Source organism: Bartonella sp. CL434QHHD (assembly GCF_042195145.1).
Lineage (GTDB): Bacteria > Pseudomonadota > Alphaproteobacteria > Rhizobiales > Rhizobiaceae > Bartonella.
The window spans coordinates 92,881-117,628 of sequence record NZ_JBHINT010000060.1 but is presented as its reverse complement, the minus strand read 5'-3'; the positions used below and the strand labels follow the sequence as shown (position 1 = coordinate 117,628).

The window sequence follows — 24,748 nt, the reverse complement described above, 5'->3', positions numbered from 1 at the left end:
AATTTATGTCTCTTTTATTTTTGCTTTTGTTTTAGAAGAAGCTCTTTTTGAAGTTGTTTTTTTACTCGATGCTTTAGCCGATATAAGTTCTAGTGCCTCTGGAAGTGTTACACTAATGGGATCTTTATCTTTTGGCAATGTTGCATTAATTTTACCCCAATTGACATAAGGACCATAACGCCCGTTGCGCACGGTAATGGTTCCTCCTTCTGGATGCTCTCCTAATGTTGCCAATGCTTCAGGTGTTGTTCTGCTTTGCTTGGTTTTGTTTTCTTGTTGTTCTGCCAATACTGTAACAGCGCGATTGATACCAATATCAAAAACTTCATCTGCATGAAGAAGGCGCGCAGATTTTCCGTTATGGCTAAGATAGGGACCATATCGTCCAATCGTAGCCGTGATTATTTTTCCAGTTTCAGGATGAATGCCAATTTCACGGGGAAGGGATAGTAAAGCCAAGGCTTTATCAAGGGTTACATTTTCTGCCTGCCACTCTTTTGGTAGTCCTGCACGCTTAACTTCTTTGCTTTCACCAAGTTGAATATAGGGTCCAAACCGGCCATTGCGAAGAGAGATATCTTTTCCTGTTTCAGGGTCAATACCAAGTATAACAGGTTCATCATTGCGTACAGCTTCATTATCTTCTCCAGTATCTGTACCAAGTTGGCGTGTGTATTTACATTCGGGATAATTGGAACAGCCAACAAAAGCACCATAACGACCGAGTTTTAATGATAATTGACCATTTTTACAAAGAGGACAGGAACGCACATCACTTCCATCTTCGCGTTCAGGAAAGGCGAGAGGTGCTAATGTTACATTTAAAACATCAAGGACATTGGTTATACGGAGTTCTTGGATATTGCTAATAGATGCATTAAATCCATCCCAAAAATCCCTTAAGACGTCTTTCCAAGAAAGTTTGCCGTCAGATATAAGATCCAGCTTTTCTTCAAGATCTGCTGTGAAACCATATTCTACATAGCGATTAAAGAAATTTTCAAGAAAGGCCGTAACAATACGTCCCTTAGCATCGGGAATAAGCTTTCGTTTATCAATGACAATATATCCACGGTCACACAATGTCGCCAATGTGGAGGCATAAGTCGAAGGACGACCAATTCCTAACTCCTCAAGCTTTTTAATTAATGAAGCTTCAGAATAACGAGAAGGGGGCTCTGTGGTATGTTGTACGGATTCAACTTTTTCTTTTTTAAGTGCTTCACCAGTGTTTATTTGTGGTAAACGTGTTGTTTCATTTTCTTCATTATTTTCTTCGTCTCGTTGATCCGTGTAGACGGAAATAAAGCCATCAAAGCGAATAACAGATCCTGTTGCTCGTAGATTTGCACGGTTTTCTCCTTGCTGTGCTTCAATTTCAACGGTTGTACGTTCAATGTCAGCAGAACGCATTTGGCTGGCAATAGCACGCTTCCATATCAGCTCATAGAGCTTTGCTTGATCGCTATCGAGAAAATTACGGACTTGACTAGGATTGCGTTGAAAATCTGTTGGACGGATCGCTTCGTGTGCTTCTTGTGCATTTTTTGCCTTTGTTGAATAAAAACGTGGTTTTTCAGGAATATAGTCTTTACCGAAAGTTTCATGAATAACTTTTCGTGCTGAATCAATAGCTTCTGGTGCTATTTGCACACCATCGGTACGCATATAAGTAATCAGCCCTGCCGTTTCACCATTAATTTCAATGCCTTCATAAAGCTTTTGGGCAATTTGCATAGTGCGAGAAGCTGAAAATCCTAATTTTGAAGAAGCTGCTTGTTGTAGTGTGGAGGTTGTAAATGGAGGAAAAGGATTTCTCTTTGTAGGTTTTGCTTCAACACTGAGTGTATGATATTGGGCTTGCTCCAACATAAGGCGAATTTGGTCTGCTTGTTCTTGAGATTGAATATCAAGCTTGCCTATTTTTCTTTGATTAAACATTGTCAATCTTGCTTGGAAACTATCATTTCGGATGGTTTTTAACTGTGTTGTAATGGACCAATAATCTTCTTTGATAAAATGTTCTATTTCTGATTCACGATCACAAATAATACGCAAAGCAACCGATTGAACGCGTCCTGCTGAACGGGCACCAGGAAGTTTCCGCCATAAAACAGGTGAAAGTGTAAAACCAACGAGATAATCAAGAGCGCGACGTGCAAGATAAGCATCTACAAGTGATGTATCAATATCACGTGGATTGTTCATAGCATCAAGCACAGACTTTTTGGTGATGGCATTGAAGACAACTCTTTTAATAGGTTTATCTTTTAAAACTTTTTTTTGACGGAGAACATCCAGAATATGCCATGAAATAGCTTCCCCTTCACGATCAGGGTCTGTTGCTAATATAAGGCTATCGGCTTCTTTAACGGCTTTTGCTATTTCATTTAAACGTTTAGCGGCAGCAGAATCTATATCCCATTTCATAGAAAAATCTTGATCCGGTAAAACAGAACCATCTTTTGCAGGCAAATCACGAACATGTCCAAATGATGCGACAACTTTGTATTGAGATCCAAGATATTTATTAATTGTTTTTGCTTTTGCTGGAGATTCAACGATAACGATATTCATAATTTTACCCAAATATTGAAATAAAAATTTTTTTATAAACGCCTTTTACGCGAATAGCTAATGCCAATTGCTTAAGAGCACATAAAAAAATATTAGCCATATAAAAAACATGAATATTGTACAACTTATGATTGTCATTATTAGAATACACCCTATATAGAATTACACGATTTATTTTCCACTGTTATTACAAAAACATACGGCGAAATACTAAGACGTCTATTGAGAGGTAGGAGGGGAAATGCTCAAGGATAGAGGATTATGTTTATAAATCATTTAAAAGTTATCCAATATATTACAGACATGTCAAAGCAAATGAATCAGATGGCGCGTCAGGCGCATAGTCCGCTTTTAGCATTGCTTTTGGATATGGTTGCCAAAGAAGGGCAAAGCATTATTAATAGTGCTGAGGCTCTTGGGGAAGATCAAGATTCGACAATGACACACAACCACCAGAGTGTCGAATAAGCTTTCCAGCAAGGTCGAGTTCTACCAACAAGAGGTAGAGAGCTGGGAGTGAAACACCTGAGTGGATACTAAGTGTGTCTAAATCGATTGGCGTTGTTGAAAGAGCGGAGAGAACTGCTGCGCGTGCTGCATTGTCATCTGCTGAAGAGAGACCGCTGTTTTTTTCATCTGCTAAATTAAAATTCTCCTTTTCAAGTTGTAAAGAGGATGGTTCCTCAAAAAAATTGAGTTGCGAATTTGGAAGCGGTGAAATTAATGGCGTAAGTGTTTCTATAATGTCAGAAGGATGTGTGGTGAGTAGAGCACCGTCTTTGATAAGATTGTTTGTACCAACAGATCTTGGATCAAGTGGAGAACCGGGAATGGCAAAAATTAACCGTCCCATTTCAGCTGCTTGACGTGCGGTAATTAAGGACCCTGAGCGCAGGGCTGCCTCTACAACCAAGAGACCAAGTGATAGAGCTGCAATAATACGGTTTCTTCTTGGAAAATCGATAGCACGCGGCTTCCAAGAAATGGGCATTTCGCTGATGATGGCCCCACCGTTGGCGATAATATCTTCGTGCAACTTTTTATTTTCAGGAGGATAGATATGATCAATTCCTCCAGCCATGACTGCAACAGTTCCTGTTTTTAAACTTGCTTGATGCGCAACGCTATCAATTCCACGAGCGAGACCAGAAATTGTTACAAAGTCTGCTTCTCCGAGAAAACGCGCAAATTGAGCCGTAAGCTTTTTCCCAGCAGCTGAAGCATTTCGAGAACCTATAATTCCAATAGAAGTTTTTTGAAAAATTGAAATATTACCTTTGATAGCAATAAGCGGCGGAGGGGCTTCTGTAACCTTAAGAAAAGCTGGATAGTCTGGTTCGCCCACACCGATGAACCGAATATCTAATCTTTCAGCTTCTTGCATTTCTTTTTCTGCATCTTCTAAGCTTGCTATTTTTATAGATACAGAACCACCACCTTTTCTACTAAGCTCTGGCAGCGCTGCCAGAGCATTTTCTGCTGTTTTATAATGATCAATGAGATTGCGAAAACTAACAGCTCCAATATTTTCACTGCGCAATAACCGTAACCAACTTAGACGTTGACGATCAGTAAGCAGGATTCCTTTATTTATCTCCGTGTTGCGTACCAATCTTACTTTCTTCCCCAATTAATAATCTACTGATATTTGCAGAATGTTTTATAAACACAAATACGCTCATCACAATCAGCATACAATAGAAATAAGAAGCGGAAAAATAAAAAACAAATATCGGTGTGATCGTAACAGCAATAAGCGCAGATAATGAAGAATAACGCATGAGAAGAAAAATCGCACTCCATACAATAATAAAAATAATTGCTGCGGGCCAATAGATTCCTAAACAGACCCCTAGATAGGTAGCAACACCTTTGCCACCTTTAAATTTAAGCCATACGGGGAAAAGATGTCCTAAGAAAGTAAAAAAACCCGCTAGAGAAACAAGTATACTATTGTCTAGCGGATTACTAAAAAACTTTATAATCAAAACAACGATAGTTCCTTTTAACATATCACAAAGAAGTGTTAGAGCAGCAAGCTTTTTATTTCCTGTTCGTAAAACATTTGTTGCTCCAATATTGCCGGAACCGATTTTTCTTATATCACCAATTTTGAACAATCTCGTAAAAAGAAGACCAAATGGAATCGAGCCAATGAGATAAGATATGAGGAAAATAAACCATGGAGTGGACTGAAAAAATATTTCTGCTTCATTCATTAAGAATCTCATTAAGTTTGTTGATCAAGTTTAAAAACGGATTTCCCTTTCACAAAGGTCTGGAGCACACGTCCTTGAAAACGTGCATTATCAAAAGGGGTATTTTTTGAACGTGAATAGAGCTTCTCTTTCGAAACAACCCATGGTTCTTCAAGATCAACCACAATAAAGTCTGCATGAGCACCTTTTTTGAGTGTTCCTGCATTGAGTCCAAAGAGCTTTGCAGGCGCCGTTGACAAAAGTTCCGTTATCCGTAGAAGAGATAGGCTCTCATCATGATAAAGGCGTAAGGCTGCGCTCAATAAGGTCTCCATACCAATAGCGCCAACTGCCGCGTCATTAAATGGTAAATGTTTTTTGTCGATACTCTGAGGATCATGAGAAGAGACAATAACATCTACAGTCCCATCCTTTATTGCTTCAATCATTGCTATACGGTCTTCTTCTGTACGCAATGGGGGCATTAAGCGAAAAGAGGTGCGATATTCACCAATGTCATTTTCATTGAAAGATAAATGATTAATAGATACACCCGCTGAAATTTTCTCACTGCGTTTTTTACCTAAACGAAGTGCATCAGCAGAGAGTGCTGTCGATATTTGAGCGGCATGATAGCGTGTTTGCGTTAATACTGCTAATCGCAGATCTCTTTCAAGTGGGATAACTTCTGCTTCGCGAGGGATGCCAGAAAGACCAAGCCAACTGGCAAGCAGTCCTTCATTCATCACACCTTGCCCTGTAAGATCTTTATCTTGCGTTTCATGCATCAATGGAACATCAAAATCGCGTGCATAAGTCATTGCACGCCGCATAACAGATGAATTTTGAAGTGTTTTTTTGCCTTCACTAAAAGCAACGGCTCCTGCATCTTTGAGCAAACCAAATTCGGTTATTTCTTGTCCGTTGAAACCTTGTGTGATTGAAGCAACGGGATAAATATTGACCAATGAGATTTCCTGTGCTGTATGCGTAATAAATTTAATCAGAGCAATATTATCAATAACTAGATGCGTGTTTGGCATCATAAGAAAGGAAGTAATACCACCTGCTGCGGCCGCTTGACTTGCTGATGCAATTGTTTCACAATGCTCATTCCCTAATTCTCCAACAAAAACGCGCGCATCAACGAGTCCAGGGAGAATTGCTTTGTTTTGTGCGTTAATAACTTCTGCTTCTTCAGGGAATCCCTGATTCAGAGCTTCTTTTCCAGCGGCTATAATTCGTCCATTTTCAACAATAACTGTACCAATTTCATCGATTGTGCGCGAAGGATCAATAATACGAGCATTTTGAAAAACAATTGGTTTTATCATTTTTTTTCTCCACTGATCTTTGCGCGTGAATCTAATAAAGCCTCCATGACAGCCATACGCACTGCAATTCCCATTTCTACTTGTGTATGAATCATACTTTGTGGTCCATCTGCTATGTCGGATGCAATCTCTACACCACGGTTTAATGGGCCAGGATGCAGAATAATAGAATCATTTTTGGCATAGGCTAAATTTTCTTTATGTAAGCCAAAATAATGGAAATATTCACGCGTAGAGGGAATAAAAGAGCCTGTCATCCGTTCATGCTGTAAGCGCAACATCATGATAACGTCAGCATTTTTAAGACCTTCTTTCATCGTGTTAAAAACCTCAACACTCATATGAGCGATTTCTGCGGGTAAGAGTGTTGAGGGAGCAACAGCACGAACACGAGCACCCAAAGCATTAAGACACAAGATATTGGAACGGGCAACACGTGAGTGTAAGATATCTCCGCAAATCGCAACAGTTAATCCTTCAATACGACCTTTTGCCCTTTTAATGGTTAGAGCATCTAATAAAGCTTGGGTTGGATGTTCATGAGCACCATCACCTGCATTAATAACACAACAATCAACTTTTTGCGCTAATAAAGCTGCCGCTCCTGCACTGTTATGGCGAAAAACCAGTATATCTGGCTTCATTGCATTGAGAGTTGTAGCTGTATCAAGTAATGTTTCTCCCTTTTTTACAGATGAGTTGCCGATCGCAAGACTCATCACATGTGCACCTAGCCTTTTACCCGCTAATTCAAAAGAAGATTGTGTTCGCGTAGAGGCTTCAAAAAAGAGATTAATTTGAGTCCGTCCATGCAAAGTAGATTTTATTTTATCAATTTTGTTAGAAAGGATAACATTTGCTTCTGCACGATCAAGCAATGTATTAAGATCTTGTACACTCAGATCTTTAATAGCTAAAAGATGTTGATGAGGGAAAAGTGGAAAAAAATTATCTTGAATCATAGCATTCTTCTTTATCTCTCTCTAAACAGGTTAAACAAGCATTTGTTTGAATATGATAAATGTTTCTTAACTCTAAAAAGACAAATAGTCTATGATATGAATGATTTGAATGTAGGAATATACCTATGAGTGCTGTATCTGCGCAAAATACTCGTCGAAAAAATACATTTCTTAGCGATACGCTTATGTTTCGTATTGCTTCTACTTTGCCTAAGTTTTTGTTAGCAAGTTTTGAAGAAATAGGGGATTTTGCCGCGAGTCGAGAAGCATGGAAACTTTCTTGCTTAGCGAATCATTATAAGCCTTTATTATGCTATAATGATGAATGGGGGCAACCAACGGAAAAATTAGAGATCCATTCTTCCTATCAAGCTCTTCAACAATATTCTAGACAAGCAGGTTTGGTTACCTCACTTTGGGAAAATGCGAGTTCAGAAAATGGAGTACGCTATCAAGCGCGTGCGATTCGTTTAGCTTTATCTGCTGGTTTAGAAACAGGACATTTGAATGAAGTTATCATAACGAGTGCAGCTATTGCTGTTTTAATTAGTGATATTGAGCTCTTCAAAAAATGGCAAAATGTACTTTTATCACGCCAATATGATTCTTCATCAAAGCCTATTCATCATAAAAAGGCTGCTTCTCTAACTTGTGCATTTGACGATATTGAAAAATACGCTTTCAATTTTCCAAGTGTTAAGAAAATTTCTTTCGATGAAAGTATGGAACGTGATCTATATCGTTTAAATGTTGTAAAAACCAATGTTATTAATCCTACCGCTGACGGATATCTTGTTAGTGCAGATTTAAATGGTCATTTAAGTTGTTTTTTTATTCCACGCATACAAGAAAATGGCGCATTAAATGGATCTATATCGATTCGTCATTTAATTCAGCGTTCTGGAGAACTTTTAACACCAGAGGGGGTTGTCGATTTCCAAGGCAGTTATGGCTGGCTTTTGGGAAATGCTGGAGAAGGGCTTAAAGTTATTAAAGATATCGAGACGATGATGCGTTTCGATCAATCTGTCATATCGGCAGGTGTTTTACGAGCGGCTCTTCAATTTGGTATAGATTTTTTCCGGAAAAAAATGCCCAATCAGCCTTTACCTCCACTGACAGAACGTATTTTTGCAGATATTGCATTAGATATAGCTGCCTCACAAGCATTGGTTTTGCGTTTAGCGAGAGCATTTGACAATGCAGCAAATGACCGTTCTGAAGCCGCTTTTGCCCGTATTATGACACCTATTATTGCTTATCATGTAAGTCAATTGGTTGTGCCTATTATTGGTGAAATTATTGCACAACTTGGTATTGAAAGTTTTATAGAGAATAATCCATTATCACAAATGTTGCATAATGGGCCTGCGCGAATTGTGAGAAATAGTTCTGCTAATCAATTGGTAAAGGATGCCATTCTTATTGCTGAAAAAGCACCGGGATTGTTTCAGAAATTGTTGGAAAAAATTGCTCTTGATATTGGGCCAGCGGGACCCCGAGCAATTGAAATCATTAAGTCAGCAGGTGATATGGCATCAGCAAATGAAGGTGCAGGAAGGTTTTTTGTTGAACAGGTAGCTTATGCAGCAGCAGCAGCAGCATTACGTTCTACAGACATAGAACATGTTGCAAATGCCTATATGGAAAGCCGCCTTGGGGGACAATGGAGATCTTCTTACGGGATGCTCATTGCACGATATAATGCAGGGCATTTGCTCAATGTCCTCTATCCTTCCATATGATGAAAGTGTTGAATTCTATTGAGAGCACCTTGCAATATAAAAGCGGCGGCTGCCGAATCAATACGGCTTGCTCTTTTAGCGCGCGATACATTCATTTCTAAAAGAGACCGTTCCGCAGCAATTGTTGATAAACGTTCGTCCCAAAAAACAAATGGAATTTTTGTATAAGCTTTCATATTGCTCACAAAAGCTCTGGTTGCTTGAACACGAGAGCCACTGCTTCCATTCATGTTAAGAGGTAAGCCAATGATAATAACGCCTACATTTTCACGGTCAAAAATTTTAATAAGTGTGTAAGCATCTTCTGTAAATTTTTTTCGCTGTAGTACAGGACGTGGATTTGAGACAGTCAGCCCCATATCAGAAATGGCAATTCCGATAGTTTTTGTCCCTAAATCTAAGCCTGCTATTGTTTGTTTAGGCAAAAGATGTGTTATAACTTCATCTATATTAATAACAGTCATAAGGGAATAATACGTTTTTTAATGTTTCAGATCTATAGTTATATTCTTTATTCATGTTATCTAATATTCTTGCACTTACAAGTGCAGCCTTGTATAGCCAGAATAAAGATCAATAAATAAACAAAAAAGCAGAAAGGCGTAAAGAGTATGTCTGTTGATCAAGAGACAGTCAAGCGGATAGCACATTTAGCAAGGATTGCCCTCCACGATGATGAGATAGAACCTGTGACAAAAAAATTCAATGCTATTTTAGGTTTTGTAGAACAATTGAATGAAGTTGATGTCAGTGGAATTGAGCCATTAACATCTGTGATGCCGATGACTCTACGAATGCGTGAAGATAGTGTTACAGATGGTGATAAAGCAGCAGATATTGTAGCCAATGCTCCTGTTACAGAAGAAAATTTTTTTCTTGTCTCAAAAATTGTTGAGTAATTTTTTATATTTTTGAAATTTGAGAACCAATATGACTGATTTAACAACCTTCACAATTGCGCAAGCTCGTGATGCTTTAACAAAGAAGAATCTCAAAGCAACAGAATTAACGGAAGCTTATTTACAAGCAATAGAATTAGCTAATCCAATTTTGAATGCTTATGTAACAATAACAGCAGAACAGGCAATGAAAATGGCTGCTGAATCAGACAGTCGCTTAGCGAAAGGGCAGGGAGGGCTTTTAGAAGGAATCCCCTTGGGGATTAAAGATCTTTTTGCAACCTATGGTGTTCATACTCAAGCCTGTTCACATATCCTTGATGGTTTTAAACCGCACTATGAATCAACTGTCACAGCTAATTTATGGCAAGACGGTGCTGTGATGTTAGGAAAACTTAATATGGATGAGTTTGCTATGGGCTCATCCAACGAAACATCATATTATGGCCCCGTTATTAGTCCATGGAGAAAAAAAGGCTCGAATGAAAAACTCGTACCCGGTGGTTCATCGGGAGGATCTTCTGCCGCTGTTGCTGCACAAATTTGTGCTGGGGCAACAGCAACAGATACAGGTGGCTCAATACGTCAACCAGCAGCTTTTACTGGAACTGTAGGAATAAAGCCAACTTATGGACGTTGTTCGCGATGGGGCGTTGTCGCGTTTGCTTCATCTCTTGATCAAGCTGGACCTGTTGCCAGAGATGTTCGTGATTGTGCTATCTTACTCAGATCAATGGCCTCTTTTGATGAAAAAGATTCTACTTCCGTCAATTTACCAGTTCCTGATTATGAAAGTTATCTTGGTCAATCAATCAAAGGAATGAAAATAGGTATTCCAAAAGAATATCATGTGGATGGAATGTCTCCAGAAATTATTGAGCTTTGGCAAAAAGGAATAAATTGGTTAAAAGAAGCAGGTGCTGAGATTAAGGATATTTCTTTGCCTCATACAAAATATGCTCTACCTTCTTATTACATTATAGCTCCTGCAGAAGCCTCTTCTAATTTAGCGCGTTATGATGGTGTGCGTTTTGGTTTGCGCATGCCTGGAAAAGACATCATTGAGATGTATGAAAATACACGTTCTGTTGGTTTTGGTAATGAAGTTAAGCGGCGTATTTTGGTGGGGACTTATGTCCTTTCATCTGGTTATTATGATGCCTGTTATCTAAGAGCTCAAAAAGTAAGAACACTCGTAAAACGTGATTTTGATCAATGTTTTGCTTCAGGCATTGATGCTATTTTGACACCAGCAACACCAACACCTGCTTTTGGTATTGCTGATGAAAAAATAAAAACTGATGCTGTAGCAATGTATCTTAATGATATTTTTACGGTACCAGTCAATATGGCTGGTTTACCAGGAATTTCTGTTCCTGCTGGTCTGTCATCAAATGGTTTACCTCTAGGATTGCAATTGATTGGTAAACCTTTTTCTGAAGAAGTCATTTTTCAGATAGCGCATATTATTGAACAAGAAGCAGGAATATTCAGTGCAGAAAAATGGTGGATGTAATAGTCAAAATTCACAAAGGAGCATTTCTCATCCTTATGAGAAATGCTTTTTTAGAAGGTGGAGGGAATGAGCTCTATTTCCTTAATTCGTAGTCTTTATCCACCAAGATAGGCTTCTTTAACACGCGAATCAGAGAGCATAGTTTTTCCTTCACCGTGAAATAAAATATGTCCTACCTCTAAAATATAAGCATAGTCAGCTATGGAAAGTGCAGCAAATGCATTTTGTTCAATAAGAAGAACAGTTTTTCCCATATCATTAATTTTTCGAATAATAGAAAAAATTTCTCGAACGAGAAGTGGCGCTAACCCCAACGAGGGTTCATCTAATATGACCATATCAGGATTGCTCATGAGTGCACGGCCCACAGCAACCATCTGTTGTTCACCACCTGACATTGTTCCTCCCAACTGTTTTGCTCTTTCACGTAGGCGCGGAAAAAGGTCAAATATCCATTCAATATCACGGGAAATTCCCTGCTTATCGTGACGAATATAAGCACCTAGATGAAGATTCTCTAAAACAGTGAGATGGGGCATGATACGTCGTCCTTCAGGACTTAGAGCAATCCCTAATCGCAAAATCTCTTCTGGTGATTTTTTAATAATAGATTTGCCATTATAGGTAATTTCTCCATAAACAGAGCGATTAAGTCCTGTAATAGAACGTACAATACTGCTTTTTCCTGCACCATTGGCTCCAATTAAAGTGACAATACTGCCCCGCTTTATGGACATAGAAAGATTTTGGACAGCTTTAATGGCGCCATAATGAACGTAAAGATTTTTTATTTTAAGAATATCCATAAACATCTCCGCCAAGATAAGCTTCAATAACTTTAGGGTTATTACGAATTTCATCTGGTGTACCATTGGCAATGCAACAGCCATATTCCATAACCAAAATATGTTGGCAAAGCCCCATAACCACTTTCATATCGTGCTCAATAAGAAGAATTGTAAGATCAAAGTCTTTTTGCACTTTTGCGATGAATTTTCTAAGATCTTCACTTTCTTGTGGATTCATGCCAGCAACAGGTTCATCAAGAAGAAGCAATTTGGGCTTTGTGGCTAACGCGCGTGCAATTTCTAGACGTCGTTGCACACCATAAGGTAAAGCTGTTGCCGATTGATTGGCAAGGTGATCAAGTTGTAGCTGTTCAAGGAGCTCCAAGGAATTTTTATAAACTTCCTTCTTTTCTTTCATTGCTTTTGAAAAAAATAGAGCTGAAGAAAACCAAGGATATTTTTGTCGAACATGCGCTCCTACCATAACATTCTGCAAAACCGTTAACCCTGAAAAAAGACGAATATTTTGAAATGTTCTGGCAATATGGCTTCTACAGATAATATAAGGAGACGCTCCAGAAATTTTTTTCTCATCAAAAAGAATGATGCCGCTTGTAGGAGCATAAAATCCAGAAATCATATTGAAAACTGTTGTTTTTCCAGCACCATTGGGACCAATTAACCCAGTAATACTTCCTCGTTTAATTGCCATATTAACATTATTTACAGCAACTAATCCGCCAAAACGCATTACAATATTATTGAGTGAAAGGATGTTGTCGTTCATAGCTTTCCCTCAGTATTAGAAAGCTTTTTGCGTGTCAAAAAGCTATAAATTCCATTCCATGAGAATTCTCGTTGTCCCATTAACCCTTTTCTCCAAAACAAAATAATTACCAGCAATAAAAGAGAAAAAACAACCATACGAAGTCCTGGGGTTTCTGGAATATGTATAAAACCTAAGTCAAATGGACTTTCAATAATACGAAGCCATTCAAGCATTACTGTAATAATAATGCTGCCAATAATGCTCCCTGTAATTGAACCGAGACCACCAGCAACAACAATCATCAAAATATTAAAAGTCAAAAGAAAATTAAACATTTTTGGATCAATGGTTGAAATAAGAGCCGCCATTAATGCGCCACCTATACCTGCAAAAAACGCTCCAACAGTAAAAGAAAAACTACGGTAGAAAAAAGCGTTAATTCCCATAGTTTTCGCAGCTATTTCATCATCACGGATAGCACGTAATACGTTACCAGTATTGCTTTGCAGTAAGAGGACAATAAAGAGAACAGTAAATGCTAGCCAACCGTAGTTCCACCATAATGTTGCATTTTGAGGTATTCCTTTGATTCCCAAAGAGCCATTTGTGAGCGATGTTGCGTTCGTAATGACAATGCGAATAATTTCTGCAAAACCTAATGTTGCAATTCCAAGATAATCACCACCAAGACGCAATATTGGTAAAGCAATCAATAAACCTACAACTGCAGCACACAAACCACTTACAACAACAGCGATAAAAAAAGGTAACTGTAAATGGTATAATGGTTCAGCAATAGGATCAAGAATCCACATCATTTCTTTTTGTTCAGGGGAAAGAAGTAAAATTGCGCAAACATAAGCACCAATAGCCATAAATCCAGCATGTCCAAGAGAAAACATACCTGTGAAACCGTAAATCAAATTAAGCGAAATTGCCAATATCGCATTAATAGCAATCAGATTTATGATACGAAGCGTATAGTCATTAAAATGGCTATCAGCATAAAATAAAAAACCTATAAAAACGAAAATACTTATACACGATAAAACAGTTGTCGCTGACTTCGCCATTAGATTTTCTCCTGACTTCTTTTACCCATTAATCCTGTGGGCAATATCAATAAAATCAGAATCAATAAAATGAAAGCGAAGGCATCTCGATATCCAGATAGCGCGGGAAAAAATGCGATAATCATAATTTCAATAAACCCTAATAACAATCCTCCCAACATTGCACCTGGTATCGAACCAATACCTCCGATAACAGCAGCGATAAATGCTTTGAGACCAGGAAGAACACCCATATAAGGCTGAATTTGAGGATAACGTAAAGACCACATAATGCCTGCTATGGCGGCAAGAGCTGAGCCTATTCCAAATGTAAACGCAATAACTTTATTGACAGACACACCCATCAAACGTGTTGTTTCAATATCATGGGAGATTGCGCGCATAGCAAGACCCGGTTTTGTTTTATGGATAATCCATAATAGTAATAAAATAAGAATTAATGACACAAAGGGAACGATCAAAGACATGGGAGCAATTCTGATGATACCATCTGCTCCTGATCCTAGATGCCATAAAAATGGTGTTACAAGAAAATCTGGCTGTTGTACACCTTTCGGCACACCACTAAAGAGTACAGTAGCAAGATTTTCAATAAAAAAAGAAACACCGATTGCACCGATAAGTGCCGAAATGCGCGGAGCATGGCGTAGAGGTTTATAAGCAAATTGATCAACAGCAACACCCACAGCACTTGTAATAAAAATGGAAAAACAAAGAGCTAAAACCCAAATCGGTGTAAAATCTTGTGGGGAAATTTTAAAATAATAAACAAATTCTAGCGCAAGAATTAAAAAAGTAGCAATCCAATAAATTGGAGGACGCCTTTTAAAGCCTATAAAGACCGAATAATAAACAAGAGCAGCAAGGAACAAAAGAAGAAAAGCTGCCCAAGCAGGCATAAAGCCAATTGTGGAAAAGAAAACAAAATATGCTCCCAGCATAAAGATATCACCGTGAGCAAAATTAATGAGTCTCAGTATACCGTAGACCATGGTGTAGCCAATAGCAATAAGCCCATAAAGAGATCCCAATGCCAGTGCATTAAAAAAGTACTGGATGAACATTTCAGTGCTCATCTCTCATCCTTCCACATTTGTTAATTTACATAGGACAATAAGAAATTTCTAAGTTTTTGGTTGAGAAAAAGATCCTCAACCAATTTTTGCATTTTAATAAGTACAACTTTTTAATTAAAAAGCAGGTTTAACTTCTTCTAAATAAACACGTTTTCCATCCTGTATTTTAATGATACCAATAGGAATTTTAGGATTATGATTTTTATCCATTGACATATCCCCAAAGGGGGTAGGAAAATCTTTTAATTGGCTAAGTGCGATAGTAATTTTTTCACGATCAGTGCTACCAGCATTTTCAATAGCCTTCATGAACATCATATAACTCGTGTATCCCAAAACAGAATTGATATTTGGTTCTTTGTCAGGGTAAGCTTTTTTCCATTCTTTTGTGAATTCTTGCGCAGCTACTGACATATTTGGCATATCCTCACTATAGGGAAGTGTCGTATGTAAGAAACCTTCTGCAGCTTTTCCTGCAATCGTAATGGTTTCTGGATTATCCATAGCATCTCCACCCATAATTTGAAACTTAGCCCCTAATTCTCGTGCTTGTTTCATGATGATAGCACCTTCAGAAAAGTAAGATGGAATGAATAAGATATCAGGTTTCTGGGCGATAATTTGCGTGAGAACAGCTGAAAAGTCCTGATCTCCAGAATTATAATTTAAATTTGAGATAACTTCACCACCTAATTTTTTGAAAGCACGCGTAAAATAACTTGCAAGACCAATAGCATAATCGCTTGAAATATCTTTAAGGATAGCAGCCTTTTTTGCATGTAAAGTTTGGCTTACATAAGTTGCGATTCCTACTCCTTGATAGGAATCAATAAAGCAAGCACGAAAGTAATATTTTTTACCCTGTGTAACAAGGGGACTTGTTGAGGACGTTGCAATGGTTGGAGTCTTTGCCTTTTCAGATATTTCACCACCTGCTAACGAGAGCGAAGAACCATAGCTACCAATGATTCCACTCACTTTTTCACTTGCTGTTAAACGCATGACAGCATTAGCCGCTTCTACTTTATCAGACTTATTATCAATAATAACAAGTTCTACTTTACGTCCTAAAATTTCTGGAACTTTTTTATGGGCTAATTCTATACCTCTAATTTCAAGCTGACCTCCAAATGCATTTTGACCACTTAATGGAAGATAAACACCAATCTTAATAGGTTCACTCGCATAAACATTTGCTGTAAATGCCATAAATGCTGCGATTATCGTAAGGATTTTCTTCAATTGCATTGCGCATTTTCCTTAATTGAATTGTCGTTTTTTCACCTTATATTGAACTTCTTCATCATGCAAGTTACACATTAATCAAAATATCATTATGTAAAAAAACTTTTATATGACCTCTTTTGTAGGGCACTTCTTGTAAGGTATGTAAAGTGTACAATCAAATAGTTTTATAAATATTCATGTTGATATTCTCTGGCATTAACATAGAAGATACGACAATGTGGGGAAATCTTATCTTGGGGCTTGCGTGTTGATACAAGAGCAATGTTTACTTAAACCTAGAGAATCAATATCGTACAATTTATAAGCTACAGGATCACGTTATTATGACGAGTAAGGATGCATTAAAGGATTGTTCCCCATCTGAGGATAGTATAGGTGCTTGTGGGGAGATTATCGAAATCAGTGGTGTCATTAAGTGGTTTGATGGTAGTAAGGGGTATGGATTTATTGTACCTGATTTACCTCATTTCCCCGATATATTATTGCATGTTACAGTAATGCGAAGGGATGGTTTTCAAACAGCTTTGGAGGGAGCTAAAGTCATTTGTGCTGTGGAAAAAACTGAACGAGGATTAAAGTGCGTTCAGGTGAAATCCATAGATTGTTCTTCAGCAATTCATCCATCAGAAGTTCCAGCCCGTACCCATGTTGTTGTTACTCCAGAAAGTGGACTAGAACGAGCAATTGTTAAATGGTTTAATCGTGACAAAGGATACGGTTTTCTTAGCCGTGGGCAAGGAACGGAAGATATTTTTATTCATATGGAAACATTGCGCCGTTTTGGTTTAGCAGAGCTTCGTTCCGGTCAAGTTGTTCTTGTACGTTTTGGTAAAGGAGAAAAAGGTTTAATGACAGCAGAGATTTATCCGGATATAGGCATTCCTTTAGCTACGCATTAAATTTCACGAGTGAAATCAGTATGTTTTCTGTATTTTTAAAGGTGATTGTTTCATAAATTGCTATAGAAGTAGATTTTTAAAGAAAATATAGCTCTCGTGAATCTATAAACCAAATGAAGGAAATTGTGCATATTACGTTGAAAGAAACTAGAAAATAACAAGGAAGCAATTCTCTTGTTTTTTGACTTTTAAACTCTGGTACTTTTTATTTTATAAACAAAATTTAAAATTTTTCTGTGGTGGAGACAAGAATGTTAAAGCCTTTTAAAAAGGGGCATATTGTTTTATTGGTGATGCTTTTTATGCTAGATATGCGTGTTGTTGTAGCAAAGGAGCCCATAGAGATTCCTGTGCATCCGATTCCTCTAGAAATACATACAAAGCAAGGTCCGGTTTTTTATAAGGTAGAGATTGCTTTTACGCCATCTCAAGCAGCAGCTGGTTTAATGTATCGAACTGATTTTCCACGCGATCGTGCAATGCTCTTTAAGCAGCTAAAAAGTTCTCAATCGGGAGATGAGCAGAAAATTTTTATGTGGATGGCAAATACCCCTTTACCTTTAGATATGATTTTTTTAAACTCTGAGGGAATTATTGTATCGATTGTTGAAAATACTTCTCCATTTTCAACAAAGACCATTTCATCAGAAGTTCCTGCAGCTTTTGCACTTGAGATTAACGCTGGTGAAATTTCTGAAAAAAAGATACAAAAAGGGCAACGTGTTATTCATCCTGTACTTTGTGGAAAGTGCAATAAAAAATGACCGCTGAAGATATTCGTTTTTTTGAATATAATGGTTTGCGATTTGCTTATCGAGAAGAAGGGCAGGGCGCGCCTATTTTGTTGATCCATGGTTTTGGATCTTCTGCACGGGTGAATTGGTATGCAACGGGTTGGTTTCGTATTCTCACTGAAGCAGGATATCGTGTTATTGCTCTTGATAATCGCGGTCACGGAGATTCAGTTAAAAGTTATGATCCTGTCTTTTATACACCTCAAGCTATGGCTGGCGACGCTGTAAAGTTACTACAGCATTTAGAGTTATCTAAAGCTCATGTTATGGGATATTCTATGGGGGCTCGTATTAGTGCTTTTATGGCTCTTTTGCATCCAACATATGTACACAGTGTTATTTTTGGTGGTTTAGGTATTGGTATGGTGACGGGAGCAGGAAATTGGGAGCCTGTTGCTGAGGCCCTTTTAGCAGAAGATATTTCCACCATTACCAATGCACGCGGTTTAATGTTCCGTAAATTTGCAGATCAAACGAAAAGCGATAGACGTGCTCTTGCTGCTTGTATCATTACATCAAAACAGGAGTTAACGGCGTCTGAAGTTTACAAAATCAAACAACCAGCACTTGTTGCTGTTGGTTCATTAGATGAAATTGGCGGTGCTGCAGAGCCATTGGCAGCCTTGTTGCCTTGTGGTGAAGCTATATCAATTCCTGATCGAGATCATATGCTTGCTGTAGGCGATAAAGTTTATAAAAAAGGTGTTATCGATTTTCTTTCTCGTTATCCTATAAAATAAGAATTCTTCATAGCTTTTAGAATTTACAGAAATACCCAATATTTTTATCTCGTATAAATTAAAAAAGCTTATTTAAAAATCTTTCTTTTGTGACATAAGTTTTTATAAAGAATGAAAAGAAAAATAAACTCTTATTAGCTTATTTTGTATATTTTTCAGAGATGTAACTCTTCTAAGATTAGATAATTATACTTTAAAAGTTATTAAAAAGAATTATTTTTGAATGATGTAATAAATATTTTTTGCTAAAAAATGTAGTTTTAAATAAAAAAAATATTGTTATTTATATTTTTTATAAAAGGAACAAAATTATAAATTATTGATCAATTTATTCTTACGAATATGCATTCTAAATACAGATGCTAAAATTGGAGATAAAGTAAAATTATTAAAAATATACAGTTTTTTTTGCCATTTTTTAATCTATACGGGTATATTTAATAATGATAGACTCTTTTTGTAAACGTTCTTTATAAATTTATAAAGAACGTTGTAAATATATGTAACATTAAGTAAATATTCAGATTATGCTTTTTTACTGACTTTACAGAATCATAAGAGTGTCTTATTTGCGCGACACGCAATTATTTTAATCGTTTCAAAAAACAGGAGAGCATAGTGAATGCTGATGAAATAAAAAAACTTAATAATTATTTTAAAAATATATTCCAAAACTCAGCATTGCAAGTCAGAGCACGGCCTAAAAAGAGTGATTCTTGTGAGGTTTATATGGGAGATGAGTTTTTAGGCATTATCTATCGAGATGAAGATGAAGAAGAGCTCTCCTATAATTTCTCAATGGCTATATTAGATATTGATTTAGAAAATTGATTCGTTATTCATAGTTGAATGAAGTCTTTTTTATCCCATAAGATTTATATAAGTTTTAACGCTTTAAAGCTCGTATGGTTATTTCGTGCAATAATAAGATGGTCATGGATAATAATGCCTAATGCATTTGCTGCATCTTTTAATCTATATGTCATTGTTATATCTGCATCAGAGGGGGTGGAATCGCCAGAAGGGTGATTGTGGACTAAGATAAGTCCTGAGGCGGATAACTCTAAAGCGCGAGAAATAACTTCACGAGGATAAACAGGGGTATGATCAATGGTTCCAGTTTGTTGCACCTCATCAGCAAGCAAGCCGTTTTTCTTATCAAGAAACAAAATACGAAATTGTTCACGTGTTTCGTGAGCCATAACAGCTTTACAATAAGCTAAAACTTTATCCCATGATGAAAAAATATCGCGTTTAAACAATTGCGCACGAGCAAGACGTCCAGCAACATCTGAAATAATTTTTAAATCAATTGCAGTGGCGGGACCACATCCTGGAATTTCTTGAAGTCGGTGAATATCCGCTCCCAACACATCAGCTAATGAACCAAAACGCGCTATCAAATTTTTAGCTATGGGTTTTGTGTTTGCACGGGGTATTGTGCGAAAAAGCAATAATTCAAGATACTCATAATCTTCAATTGCATTTCCTTTTGACTTTAAATAGCGCTTCCGAAGACGTTCACGATGTCCTTGATAATGTTTATGAAGCTGTGCGTTTTTCTGAGGCTCTTCACTTTTTCTTTCTGATACTGGGGTGAGTGGAGAACTCGATGTTAATGCAAAGTGATTACTTTGAGTACCTTCCTTTTGATTTAATTTTTTAGCCATAACATCTCTACGTTGCGTTAGGTATGCGAATTTGGAATATAAAAAATATTTTTAGGAGATTGCGTAAATATTTCATATCCTTCATTTGTCACACCAATTGTATGTTCATATTGTGCTGTCAGAGAACGGTCACGGGTAACAGCAGTCCAACCGTCAGATAAAATCTTAACTTGTGGTTTACCAAGATTAATCATAGGCTCAATTGTAAACATCATACCTTGTTTTAATTCGACTCCTTCTCCAGGGTTTCCATAATGGAGGATATTGGGAGCATCATGAAAAAGCTGGCCGATACCATGTCCGCAAAAATCTCTCACAATTGAACAGCGTTCAGATTCTGCATACTGTTGAATGGCTGCCCCGATATCACCTGTCGTTGCTCCAGGCTTAACGACAGCGATTCCTTTCATAAGACTTTCATAGGTTATTTTTAGCAAGCGTTCTGCTGCACGCCTAATTTTTCCAACAGGATACATTCGGCTTGAATCCCCATGCCAACCATCAAGGATAAAGGTTACATCAACATTTACAATATCACCTTCTTGCAAAGGTCTTTTATTGGGAATGCCATGGCAGACAACGTGATTGATAGATGTACAGCATGAATGGCTGTATCCATGATAATTTAGATCAGCAGGAAGTGCTCCTCGCTTAGCACCAAAAACGAATACAAAATCATCAATTTCTTGCGTAGTAACGCCCGGCTTAATAATATCCGTAAGCGCATCAAGGCATTCTGCAGCAATACGACCAACTTCACGCATTTTAGCAAAAGCATAATCATCGAAAATGCGGATTTTTCCATTAAATTTTAAAGGGATTTTATTATATTCGATATACTCAGTCATTGTTTCTTCTATTTTCTATTTTTACTCTCTGAATCGGAAAAATGCCTTCTACACTTACATGACACTTTACAGCATAACATTCTACCCCTGATTTTAATGCTAAATCAAACTTACGTCCATAGAGTGGATCAAGATCATGACAAATTGTAAAAGCTGTGCAATCTTCTCGTTGAATAATATAAAGCATAGCAGCTCGTTTTCCTTGTTGTACAACTCCTATGAGCTCATCAAGGTGACGTGCACCACGTTTTGTTTCGCTATCAGGAAATTCTGCTAATCCTTTCTGACGAATAAAATGAACATTTTTGACTTCTAGGTAACAATCAGGAAGAATGTCATCTTGTAAAAGAAAGTCAATTCGTGATTGTGTCCCATAGCGTTGTTCTTTTAAAATTGTTTTATATCCACTTAATTCTGGTAGTAATCCGTTTTGAATTGCCTCTAACGCAAGCTTATTGGGTAAAGAAGTATTAATGCCAACCAAAGTATTATCGGCTTCAATAATTTCTAATTGATAGGCATATTTTCGTTTGATGTCGTTATGATAAGAAAGCCAAATATTGGAGTTGAAAGCTGTTAATCCAAGCATTGATCCTGTATTAGGTACAGACACGGTGAGGACATGCTGATCATCTTGTTGAACATCTGCAAGGAAACGTTTATAACGACGGATAAGCTTTGCAGGAAAAAGTTTGGGAATAAAGTACATATCCCTTTTTAGGATTTATGATTTCATAATTCAACTGAGATTATGATTTGCAGGGGCTGTTTCCTATTAAAAGTAGATAAAATTGATGTAAAAAACGCTACGATATCGTTCACTTTAATGGCTTTTAAAATTTATTATTAGGTTTAGAAACTATTATCTTTGAATGAAAAGATAACATTGTCTATAATTTATTATTAAACAGCATTAGAGTATTGTGAAAAAGGTTTCGTAAAAAATAGTGGAGAGGGAGATAGTTTAAGTGAAACTAGGTAAGATTGATGGCAGGAACGAATAAGAATCGTGAAAATTTAACAAATGGTCCCATTATTATTTTAGTTGAACCGCAGCTTCCTGAAAACATTGGTATGGTCGCAAGGGCAATGGCAAATTTTGGGCTTTCTAAGCTTCGATTAGTCAATCCTCGAGAAATGTTTCCAAATGAAAAAGCTAGAGCTGCTGCAAGTAAAGCTGATCATGTCATTAACAACGCTGTGATTTTTAACACATTGCGTGATTCAATTGCAGATTTACACTATGTTTTTGCCACAACAGCACGTGAAAGATGTGGATTTAAAACTGTAAAAAGTGCTGTCGAAGCAGCAAGCGTATTACGTCAGCGTGAAAGTATCGGACATAAGACAGGTATTGTCTTTGGAAGAGAGAGATGGGGACTAGAAAATGATGAAATCAGCCTTGTTGATGAAATTATTACTTTTCCAGTTAATCCTGCTTTTGCGTCACTTAATATTGCGCAAGCGGTTCTTTTAATGTCTTACGAATGGATGAAAACTGGTTTAGAGAATGTCAGCGATACGGCATTTCGTGCCGCAGAGATGGAACCTGCAAATAAAACAATATTTCATGGTTTTTTATCTCAGTTAGAAGAGGCTTTGAATATCCGTGGGTATTTTAGACCCCCAGAACGCAAAGAAGTAATGCTTGCAAATTTGCGCTCTGTTTTTACGCGCGCTAACTTTAGTGAACCTGAGGTTCGTTTATTGCGAGGCATTATATCTTCTTTGGATCATTTTTCGCCACAGTATCCACGGGGGAGTAGAGCACCTGAGGAACGTGATCGTAAAAAAATTAAAAATAAGTGTGAAAACTAATGGATGAACGACCTGTTCTTTTTTTTGATAGCGGTATTGGTGGTTTAACAGTGTTTAGGGAAGCGCGTATTCTTATTCCTGAAATGCAATTTATCTATGTTGCTGATGATGCAGGATTTCCTTATGGAAATTGGAAAGAAAATATTTTGAAAGAGCGTATTTTGAAGATTTTTACAAATCTTTTGACACGCTACAATCCAGCTTTATGTGTGATTGCTTGCAACACTGTTTCTACACTGATGATAGCAGATTTACGACAGAATTTTCCTCATGTCCCTTTTGTAGGAACGGTTCCTGCAATTAAATCAGCTGCAGAACAAACAAAATCTGGTTTTATTTCCGTATTAGCGACTCCTGGAACAGTTAAACGTGCTTATACAAATGAATTAATTAACTCTTTTGCTGGACAGTGTCATGTTCAGCTTGTGGGAAGTAAAAAGCTGGCTGGACTTGCTGAAGATTATTTACGGGGAAAATCTATCGATTCAGAAGAGTTAAGAAAAGAAATCCTGCCATGTTTTGTGGAAAAAAATGGACAATATACGGATGTTATTGTTTTAGCCTGCACACATTATCCTTTTTTGATTAATTTCTTTCGTGAACATGCTTTATGGTCCGTTGAGTGGATTGATCCGGCGAAAGCGATCGCCAAACATATCAGATCTTTATTACCATTGTCGGGAGAAATACACCATCAATATATAAAGAAATATCAAGATTTTGCGTTGTTGACATCGAAAAATATCACTTCTTTAACGGAGAATTTGTTTAAAGGATTTGGCTTAAAACTCATGAAAGGAGTTGACTTTGGGTTACGAGACCAATAATGATGATCTGGCTATTTTTTCAAGAAAATAGCATTAATTGACGTGTCCCGTGGATAACTTTGCATATTGATGTGTTAAGGTATTCTGTCAGTCTTTAGTATTTAAAGGCAGAGGAGGGCGCGTTTCCTTGGGGTCTTAAGATCTCGTGTTTTATTTTGTAAGGAAATGCGATGAGTAAACGCGAAACAACAAAGTATAAAATTGACCGTCGTATGGGAGAAAATATTTGGGGTCGTCCAAAATCTCCTGTCAATCGTCGTGATTATGGTCCAGGTCAGCATGGACAGCGTCGTAAAGGAAAACTTTCTGACTATGGGGTGCAGTTGCGCGCTAAACAGAAATTGAAAGGGTTTTATGGAGACATTTCAGAAAAACAATTTCATAAAACCTATGAAGAGGCTGCTCGTCGACGGGGCGATACTGGCGAAAATCTTATCGGTCTGTTAGAATCACGTTTGGATGCTGTTGTTTATCGTGCAAAATTCGTACCTACGATTTTTGCTTCTCGCCAATTTATCAATCACGGTCATGTTAATGTCAATGGGCGGCGCACAAACATTCAATCTTATCGTTGTAAACCAGGTGATGTTATTGAGGTTCGGGAAAAATCGAAACAACTTGTTTTAGTGTTAGAATCAGTGCAATTGGCAGAACGTGATGTCCCTGATTATATTGAAGCAGATCATAAACAGATGAAAGCAACCTTTACGCGTATTCCTGCTTTTGCAGATGTTCCTTATGCTGTGCAAATGGAACCTAATTTGGTTGTTGAATTTTATTCTCGATAATTTTTCTGTAAGAGAAATTGTTTCTCTCTTCTAGTATGAGAACTTCAAAATATTGTGTTATTCTTACAATATTTGAAGTTAATAAGTTCTTTTTGTAAATGGTTCTATATTAAGTTTATTGCTATGTTTTATAGTCATAAATTTGTATAGTTCCATTTCTTTTTTGTGTATCTAATTTA

General features: G+C 37.3%; 24 protein-coding genes and 1 pseudogene. 11 read left to right on the top strand and 14 right to left on the bottom strand.

Going from position 1 to position 24,748, the window contains the following annotated elements; genetic code table 11:
* Positions 1-3 precede the first annotated feature (3 nt).
* A complete protein-coding gene (gene topA, locus ACFILN_RS09605; RefSeq protein ID WP_375664664.1) occupies positions 4-2,577 on the bottom strand; it encodes a type I DNA topoisomerase in 2,574 nt (857 codons plus the stop codon).
* A gap of 261 nt (positions 2,578-2,838) precedes the next feature.
* Between topA and ACFILN_RS09600 the strand changes: the two genes are divergently transcribed.
* On the top strand, positions 2,839-3,045 hold the full coding sequence (locus tag ACFILN_RS09600) for a hypothetical protein (protein WP_005773510.1): 207 nt from the start codon (positions 2,839-2,841) through the stop codon (positions 3,043-3,045).
* Here the strand turns inward: ACFILN_RS09600 and dprA are convergent.
* Genes dprA through ACFILN_RS09580 form a run of 4 tightly spaced genes read right to left on the bottom strand, consistent with a single transcriptional unit; the run spans position 2,975 to position 7,071 of the window.
* A complete protein-coding gene (dprA, locus tag ACFILN_RS09595; RefSeq protein ID WP_375631117.1) occupies positions 2,975-4,207 on the bottom strand; it encodes a DNA-processing protein DprA in 1,233 nt (410 codons plus the stop codon). The genes ACFILN_RS09600 and dprA overlap by 71 nt on opposite strands.
* A complete protein-coding gene (gene plsY / locus ACFILN_RS09590; RefSeq protein WP_375657790.1) occupies positions 4,164-4,796 on the bottom strand; it encodes a glycerol-3-phosphate 1-O-acyltransferase PlsY in 633 nt (210 codons plus the stop codon). Before plsY ends, dprA begins: the two co-directional genes overlap by 44 nt.
* Positions 4,797-4,807: 11 nt before the next feature.
* Positions 4,808-6,109 (bottom strand): dihydroorotase, encoded by a 1,302-nt coding sequence (locus tag ACFILN_RS09585; protein ID WP_375659989.1) that lies wholly within the window; start codon positions 6,107-6,109, stop codon positions 4,808-4,810.
* Entirely contained in the window at positions 6,106-7,071 is a 966-nt protein-coding gene (locus ACFILN_RS09580; RefSeq protein WP_375631119.1) for an aspartate carbamoyltransferase catalytic subunit, read from the bottom strand. The genes ACFILN_RS09585 and ACFILN_RS09580 overlap by 4 nt, the downstream gene beginning before the upstream one ends.
* Before the next feature lie 125 nt (positions 7,072-7,196).
* On the opposite strand from ACFILN_RS09580, the gene ACFILN_RS09575 reads away from it, so the two are divergent.
* Positions 7,197-8,816, top strand: coding sequence for an acyl-CoA dehydrogenase family protein (locus tag ACFILN_RS09575; protein WP_273791022.1), 1,620 nt, complete (start codon positions 7,197-7,199; stop codon positions 8,814-8,816).
* On the opposite strand, the gene ruvX is transcribed toward ACFILN_RS09575, so the two are convergent.
* The gene (gene ruvX / locus ACFILN_RS09570) at positions 8,801-9,280 is read right to left on the bottom strand and encodes a Holliday junction resolvase RuvX (RefSeq protein ID WP_375625758.1); all 480 of its coding nucleotides are present in this window, start codon (positions 9,278-9,280) and stop codon (positions 8,801-8,803) included. The genes ACFILN_RS09575 and ruvX overlap by 16 nt on opposite strands.
* Positions 9,281-9,427: 147 nt before the next feature.
* On the opposite strand from ruvX, the gene gatC reads away from it, so the two are divergent.
* Together gatC and gatA are read left to right on the top strand one after the other, a co-directional pair.
* Positions 9,428-9,715 (top strand): Asp-tRNA(Asn)/Glu-tRNA(Gln) amidotransferase subunit GatC, encoded by a 288-nt coding sequence (gatC, locus tag ACFILN_RS09565; protein ID WP_273791024.1) that lies wholly within the window; start codon positions 9,428-9,430, stop codon positions 9,713-9,715.
* A gap of 31 nt (positions 9,716-9,746) precedes the next feature.
* Positions 9,747-11,231 carry an Asp-tRNA(Asn)/Glu-tRNA(Gln) amidotransferase subunit GatA gene (gatA, locus tag ACFILN_RS09560; protein ID WP_375657788.1) on the top strand — a complete coding sequence of 495 codons (1,485 nt, stop codon included), beginning with the start codon at positions 9,747-9,749 and terminating at the stop codon, positions 11,229-11,231.
* A gap of 95 nt (positions 11,232-11,326) precedes the next feature.
* Here gatA and ACFILN_RS09555 read toward each other — a convergent pair whose 3' ends face one another.
* From ACFILN_RS09555 to ACFILN_RS09535, 5 genes are all read right to left on the bottom strand, one after another.
* Positions 11,327-12,037 (bottom strand): ABC transporter ATP-binding protein, encoded by a 711-nt coding sequence (locus ACFILN_RS09555; RefSeq protein ID WP_273791026.1) that lies wholly within the window; start codon positions 12,035-12,037, stop codon positions 11,327-11,329.
* Entirely contained in the window at positions 12,024-12,806 is a 783-nt protein-coding gene (locus ACFILN_RS09550) for an ABC transporter ATP-binding protein (RefSeq protein WP_273791027.1), read from the bottom strand. Before ACFILN_RS09550 ends, ACFILN_RS09555 begins: the two co-directional genes overlap by 14 nt.
* A complete protein-coding gene (locus ACFILN_RS09545; protein WP_273791028.1) occupies positions 12,803-13,861 on the bottom strand; it encodes a branched-chain amino acid ABC transporter permease in 1,059 nt (352 codons plus the stop codon). Before ACFILN_RS09545 ends, ACFILN_RS09550 begins: the two co-directional genes overlap by 4 nt.
* The gene (locus tag ACFILN_RS09540; RefSeq protein ID WP_375671405.1) at positions 13,861-14,937 is read right to left on the bottom strand and encodes a branched-chain amino acid ABC transporter permease; all 1,077 of its coding nucleotides are present in this window, start codon (positions 14,935-14,937) and stop codon (positions 13,861-13,863) included. The genes ACFILN_RS09545 and ACFILN_RS09540 overlap by 1 nt, the downstream gene beginning before the upstream one ends.
* Positions 14,938-15,051: 114 nt before the next feature.
* Complete coding sequence (locus tag ACFILN_RS09535) at positions 15,052-16,185, bottom strand: ABC transporter substrate-binding protein (RefSeq protein WP_375671403.1); 1,134 nt, start codon at positions 16,183-16,185, stop codon at positions 15,052-15,054.
* A gap of 323 nt (positions 16,186-16,508) precedes the next feature.
* Here ACFILN_RS09535 and ACFILN_RS09530 point away from each other — a divergent pair, with 323 nt between their 5' ends.
* The 4 genes from ACFILN_RS09530 to ACFILN_RS09515 all read left to right on the top strand — a co-directional run bounded on the left by ACFILN_RS09530 (position 16,509) and on the right by ACFILN_RS09515 (position 19,449).
* Positions 16,509-17,084, top strand: a complete 576-nt coding sequence (locus ACFILN_RS09530; protein ID WP_273791031.1) for a cold-shock protein — start codon at positions 16,509-16,511, stop codon at positions 17,082-17,084.
* 251 nt (positions 17,085-17,335) lie between these two features.
* Positions 17,336-17,848, top strand: coding sequence for a DUF192 domain-containing protein (locus tag ACFILN_RS09525; RefSeq protein WP_273791032.1), 513 nt, complete (start codon positions 17,336-17,338; stop codon positions 17,846-17,848).
* Complete coding sequence (locus ACFILN_RS09520) at positions 17,845-18,618, top strand: alpha/beta fold hydrolase (RefSeq protein WP_273791033.1); 774 nt, start codon at positions 17,845-17,847, stop codon at positions 18,616-18,618. Before ACFILN_RS09525 ends, ACFILN_RS09520 begins: the two co-directional genes overlap by 4 nt.
* 618 nt (positions 18,619-19,236) lie before the next feature.
* Positions 19,237-19,449, top strand: a complete 213-nt coding sequence (locus ACFILN_RS09515; protein WP_273791034.1) for a DUF3126 family protein — start codon at positions 19,237-19,239, stop codon at positions 19,447-19,449.
* 44 nt (positions 19,450-19,493) lie between these two features.
* On the opposite strand, the gene radC is transcribed toward ACFILN_RS09515, so the two are convergent.
* Genes radC through sfsA form a run of 3 tightly spaced genes read right to left on the bottom strand, consistent with a single transcriptional unit; the run spans position 19,494 to position 21,845 of the window.
* A complete protein-coding gene (gene radC / locus ACFILN_RS09510; RefSeq protein ID WP_273791035.1) occupies positions 19,494-20,288 on the bottom strand; it encodes a DNA repair protein RadC in 795 nt (264 codons plus the stop codon).
* Positions 20,289-20,305: 17 nt separating this feature from the next.
* Positions 20,306-21,136 carry a type I methionyl aminopeptidase gene (map, locus tag ACFILN_RS09505; RefSeq protein WP_273791036.1) on the bottom strand — a complete coding sequence of 277 codons (831 nt, stop codon included), beginning with the start codon at positions 21,134-21,136 and terminating at the stop codon, positions 20,306-20,308.
* On the bottom strand, positions 21,129-21,845 hold the full coding sequence (gene sfsA, locus ACFILN_RS09500) for a DNA/RNA nuclease SfsA (RefSeq protein WP_375659992.1): 717 nt from the start codon (positions 21,843-21,845) through the stop codon (positions 21,129-21,131). The genes map and sfsA overlap by 8 nt, the downstream gene beginning before the upstream one ends.
* 278 nt (positions 21,846-22,123) lie before the next feature.
* Between sfsA and ACFILN_RS09495 the strand changes: the two are divergent.
* From ACFILN_RS09495 to rpsD, 3 genes and pseudogenes are all read left to right on the top strand, one after another.
* Positions 22,124-22,961 (top strand): annotated as a pseudogene (locus tag ACFILN_RS09495) (RNA methyltransferase).
* Positions 22,954-23,781, top strand: coding sequence for a glutamate racemase (gene murI, locus ACFILN_RS09490; RefSeq protein WP_273791039.1), 828 nt, complete (start codon positions 22,954-22,956; stop codon positions 23,779-23,781). Before ACFILN_RS09495 ends, murI begins: the two are co-directional and overlap by 8 nt.
* A gap of 170 nt (positions 23,782-23,951) precedes the next feature.
* The gene (gene rpsD / locus ACFILN_RS09485; RefSeq protein ID WP_273722651.1) at positions 23,952-24,569 is read left to right on the top strand and encodes a 30S ribosomal protein S4; all 618 of its coding nucleotides are present in this window, start codon (positions 23,952-23,954) and stop codon (positions 24,567-24,569) included.
* Positions 24,570-24,748 lie beyond the last annotated feature (179 nt).

Bases quoted from the DNA above. Each gene is read 5' to 3' on its own strand.
- ACFILN_RS09585 (WP_375659989.1), bottom strand. From the start codon at position 6,109: ATGATAAAACCAATTGTTTTTCAAAATGCTCGTATTATTGATCCTTCG.
- ruvX (WP_375625758.1), bottom strand. From the start codon at position 9,280: ATGACTGTTATTAATATAGATGAAGTTATAACACATCTTTTGCCTAAA.
- ACFILN_RS09550 (WP_273791027.1), bottom strand. From the start codon at position 12,806: ATGAACGACAACATCCTTTCACTCAATAATATTGTAATGCGTTTTGGC.
- rpsD (WP_273722651.1), top strand. From the start codon at position 23,952: ATGAGTAAACGCGAAACAACAAAGTATAAAATTGACCGTCGTATGGGA.
- ACFILN_RS09580 (WP_375631119.1), bottom strand. From the start codon at position 7,071: ATGATTCAAGATAATTTTTTTCCACTTTTCCCTCATCAACATCTTTTA.
- ACFILN_RS09555 (WP_273791026.1), bottom strand. From the start codon at position 12,037: ATGGATATTCTTAAAATAAAAAATCTTTACGTTCATTATGGCGCCATT.
- radC (WP_273791035.1), bottom strand. From the start codon at position 20,288: ATGGCTAAAAAATTAAATCAAAAGGAAGGTACTCAAAGTAATCACTTT.
- ACFILN_RS09545 (WP_273791028.1), bottom strand. From the start codon at position 13,861: ATGGCGAAGTCAGCGACAACTGTTTTATCGTGTATAAGTATTTTCGTT.
- gatA (WP_375657788.1), top strand. From the start codon at position 9,747: ATGACTGATTTAACAACCTTCACAATTGCGCAAGCTCGTGATGCTTTA.
- sfsA (WP_375659992.1), bottom strand. From the start codon at position 21,845: ATGTACTTTATTCCCAAACTTTTTCCTGCAAAGCTTATCCGTCGTTAT.
- ACFILN_RS09530 (WP_273791031.1), top strand. From the start codon at position 16,509: ATGACGAGTAAGGATGCATTAAAGGATTGTTCCCCATCTGAGGATAGT.
- ACFILN_RS09575 (WP_273791022.1), top strand. From the start codon at position 7,197: ATGAGTGCTGTATCTGCGCAAAATACTCGTCGAAAAAATACATTTCTT.
- ACFILN_RS09540 (WP_375671405.1), bottom strand. From the start codon at position 14,937: ATGAGCACTGAAATGTTCATCCAGTACTTTTTTAATGCACTGGCATTG.
- murI (WP_273791039.1), top strand. From the start codon at position 22,954: ATGGATGAACGACCTGTTCTTTTTTTTGATAGCGGTATTGGTGGTTTA.
- gatC (WP_273791024.1), top strand. From the start codon at position 9,428: ATGTCTGTTGATCAAGAGACAGTCAAGCGGATAGCACATTTAGCAAGG.
- topA (WP_375664664.1), bottom strand. From the start codon at position 2,577: ATGAATATCGTTATCGTTGAATCTCCAGCAAAAGCAAAAACAATTAAT.
- ACFILN_RS09535 (WP_375671403.1), bottom strand. From the start codon at position 16,185: ATGCAATTGAAGAAAATCCTTACGATAATCGCAGCATTTATGGCATTT.
- ACFILN_RS09520 (WP_273791033.1), top strand. From the start codon at position 17,845: ATGACCGCTGAAGATATTCGTTTTTTTGAATATAATGGTTTGCGATTT.
- ACFILN_RS09525 (WP_273791032.1), top strand. From the start codon at position 17,336: ATGTTAAAGCCTTTTAAAAAGGGGCATATTGTTTTATTGGTGATGCTT.
- ACFILN_RS09600 (WP_005773510.1), top strand. From the start codon at position 2,839: ATGTTTATAAATCATTTAAAAGTTATCCAATATATTACAGACATGTCA.
- plsY (WP_375657790.1), bottom strand. From the start codon at position 4,796: ATGAATGAAGCAGAAATATTTTTTCAGTCCACTCCATGGTTTATTTTC.
- map (WP_273791036.1), bottom strand. From the start codon at position 21,136: ATGACTGAGTATATCGAATATAATAAAATCCCTTTAAAATTTAATGGA.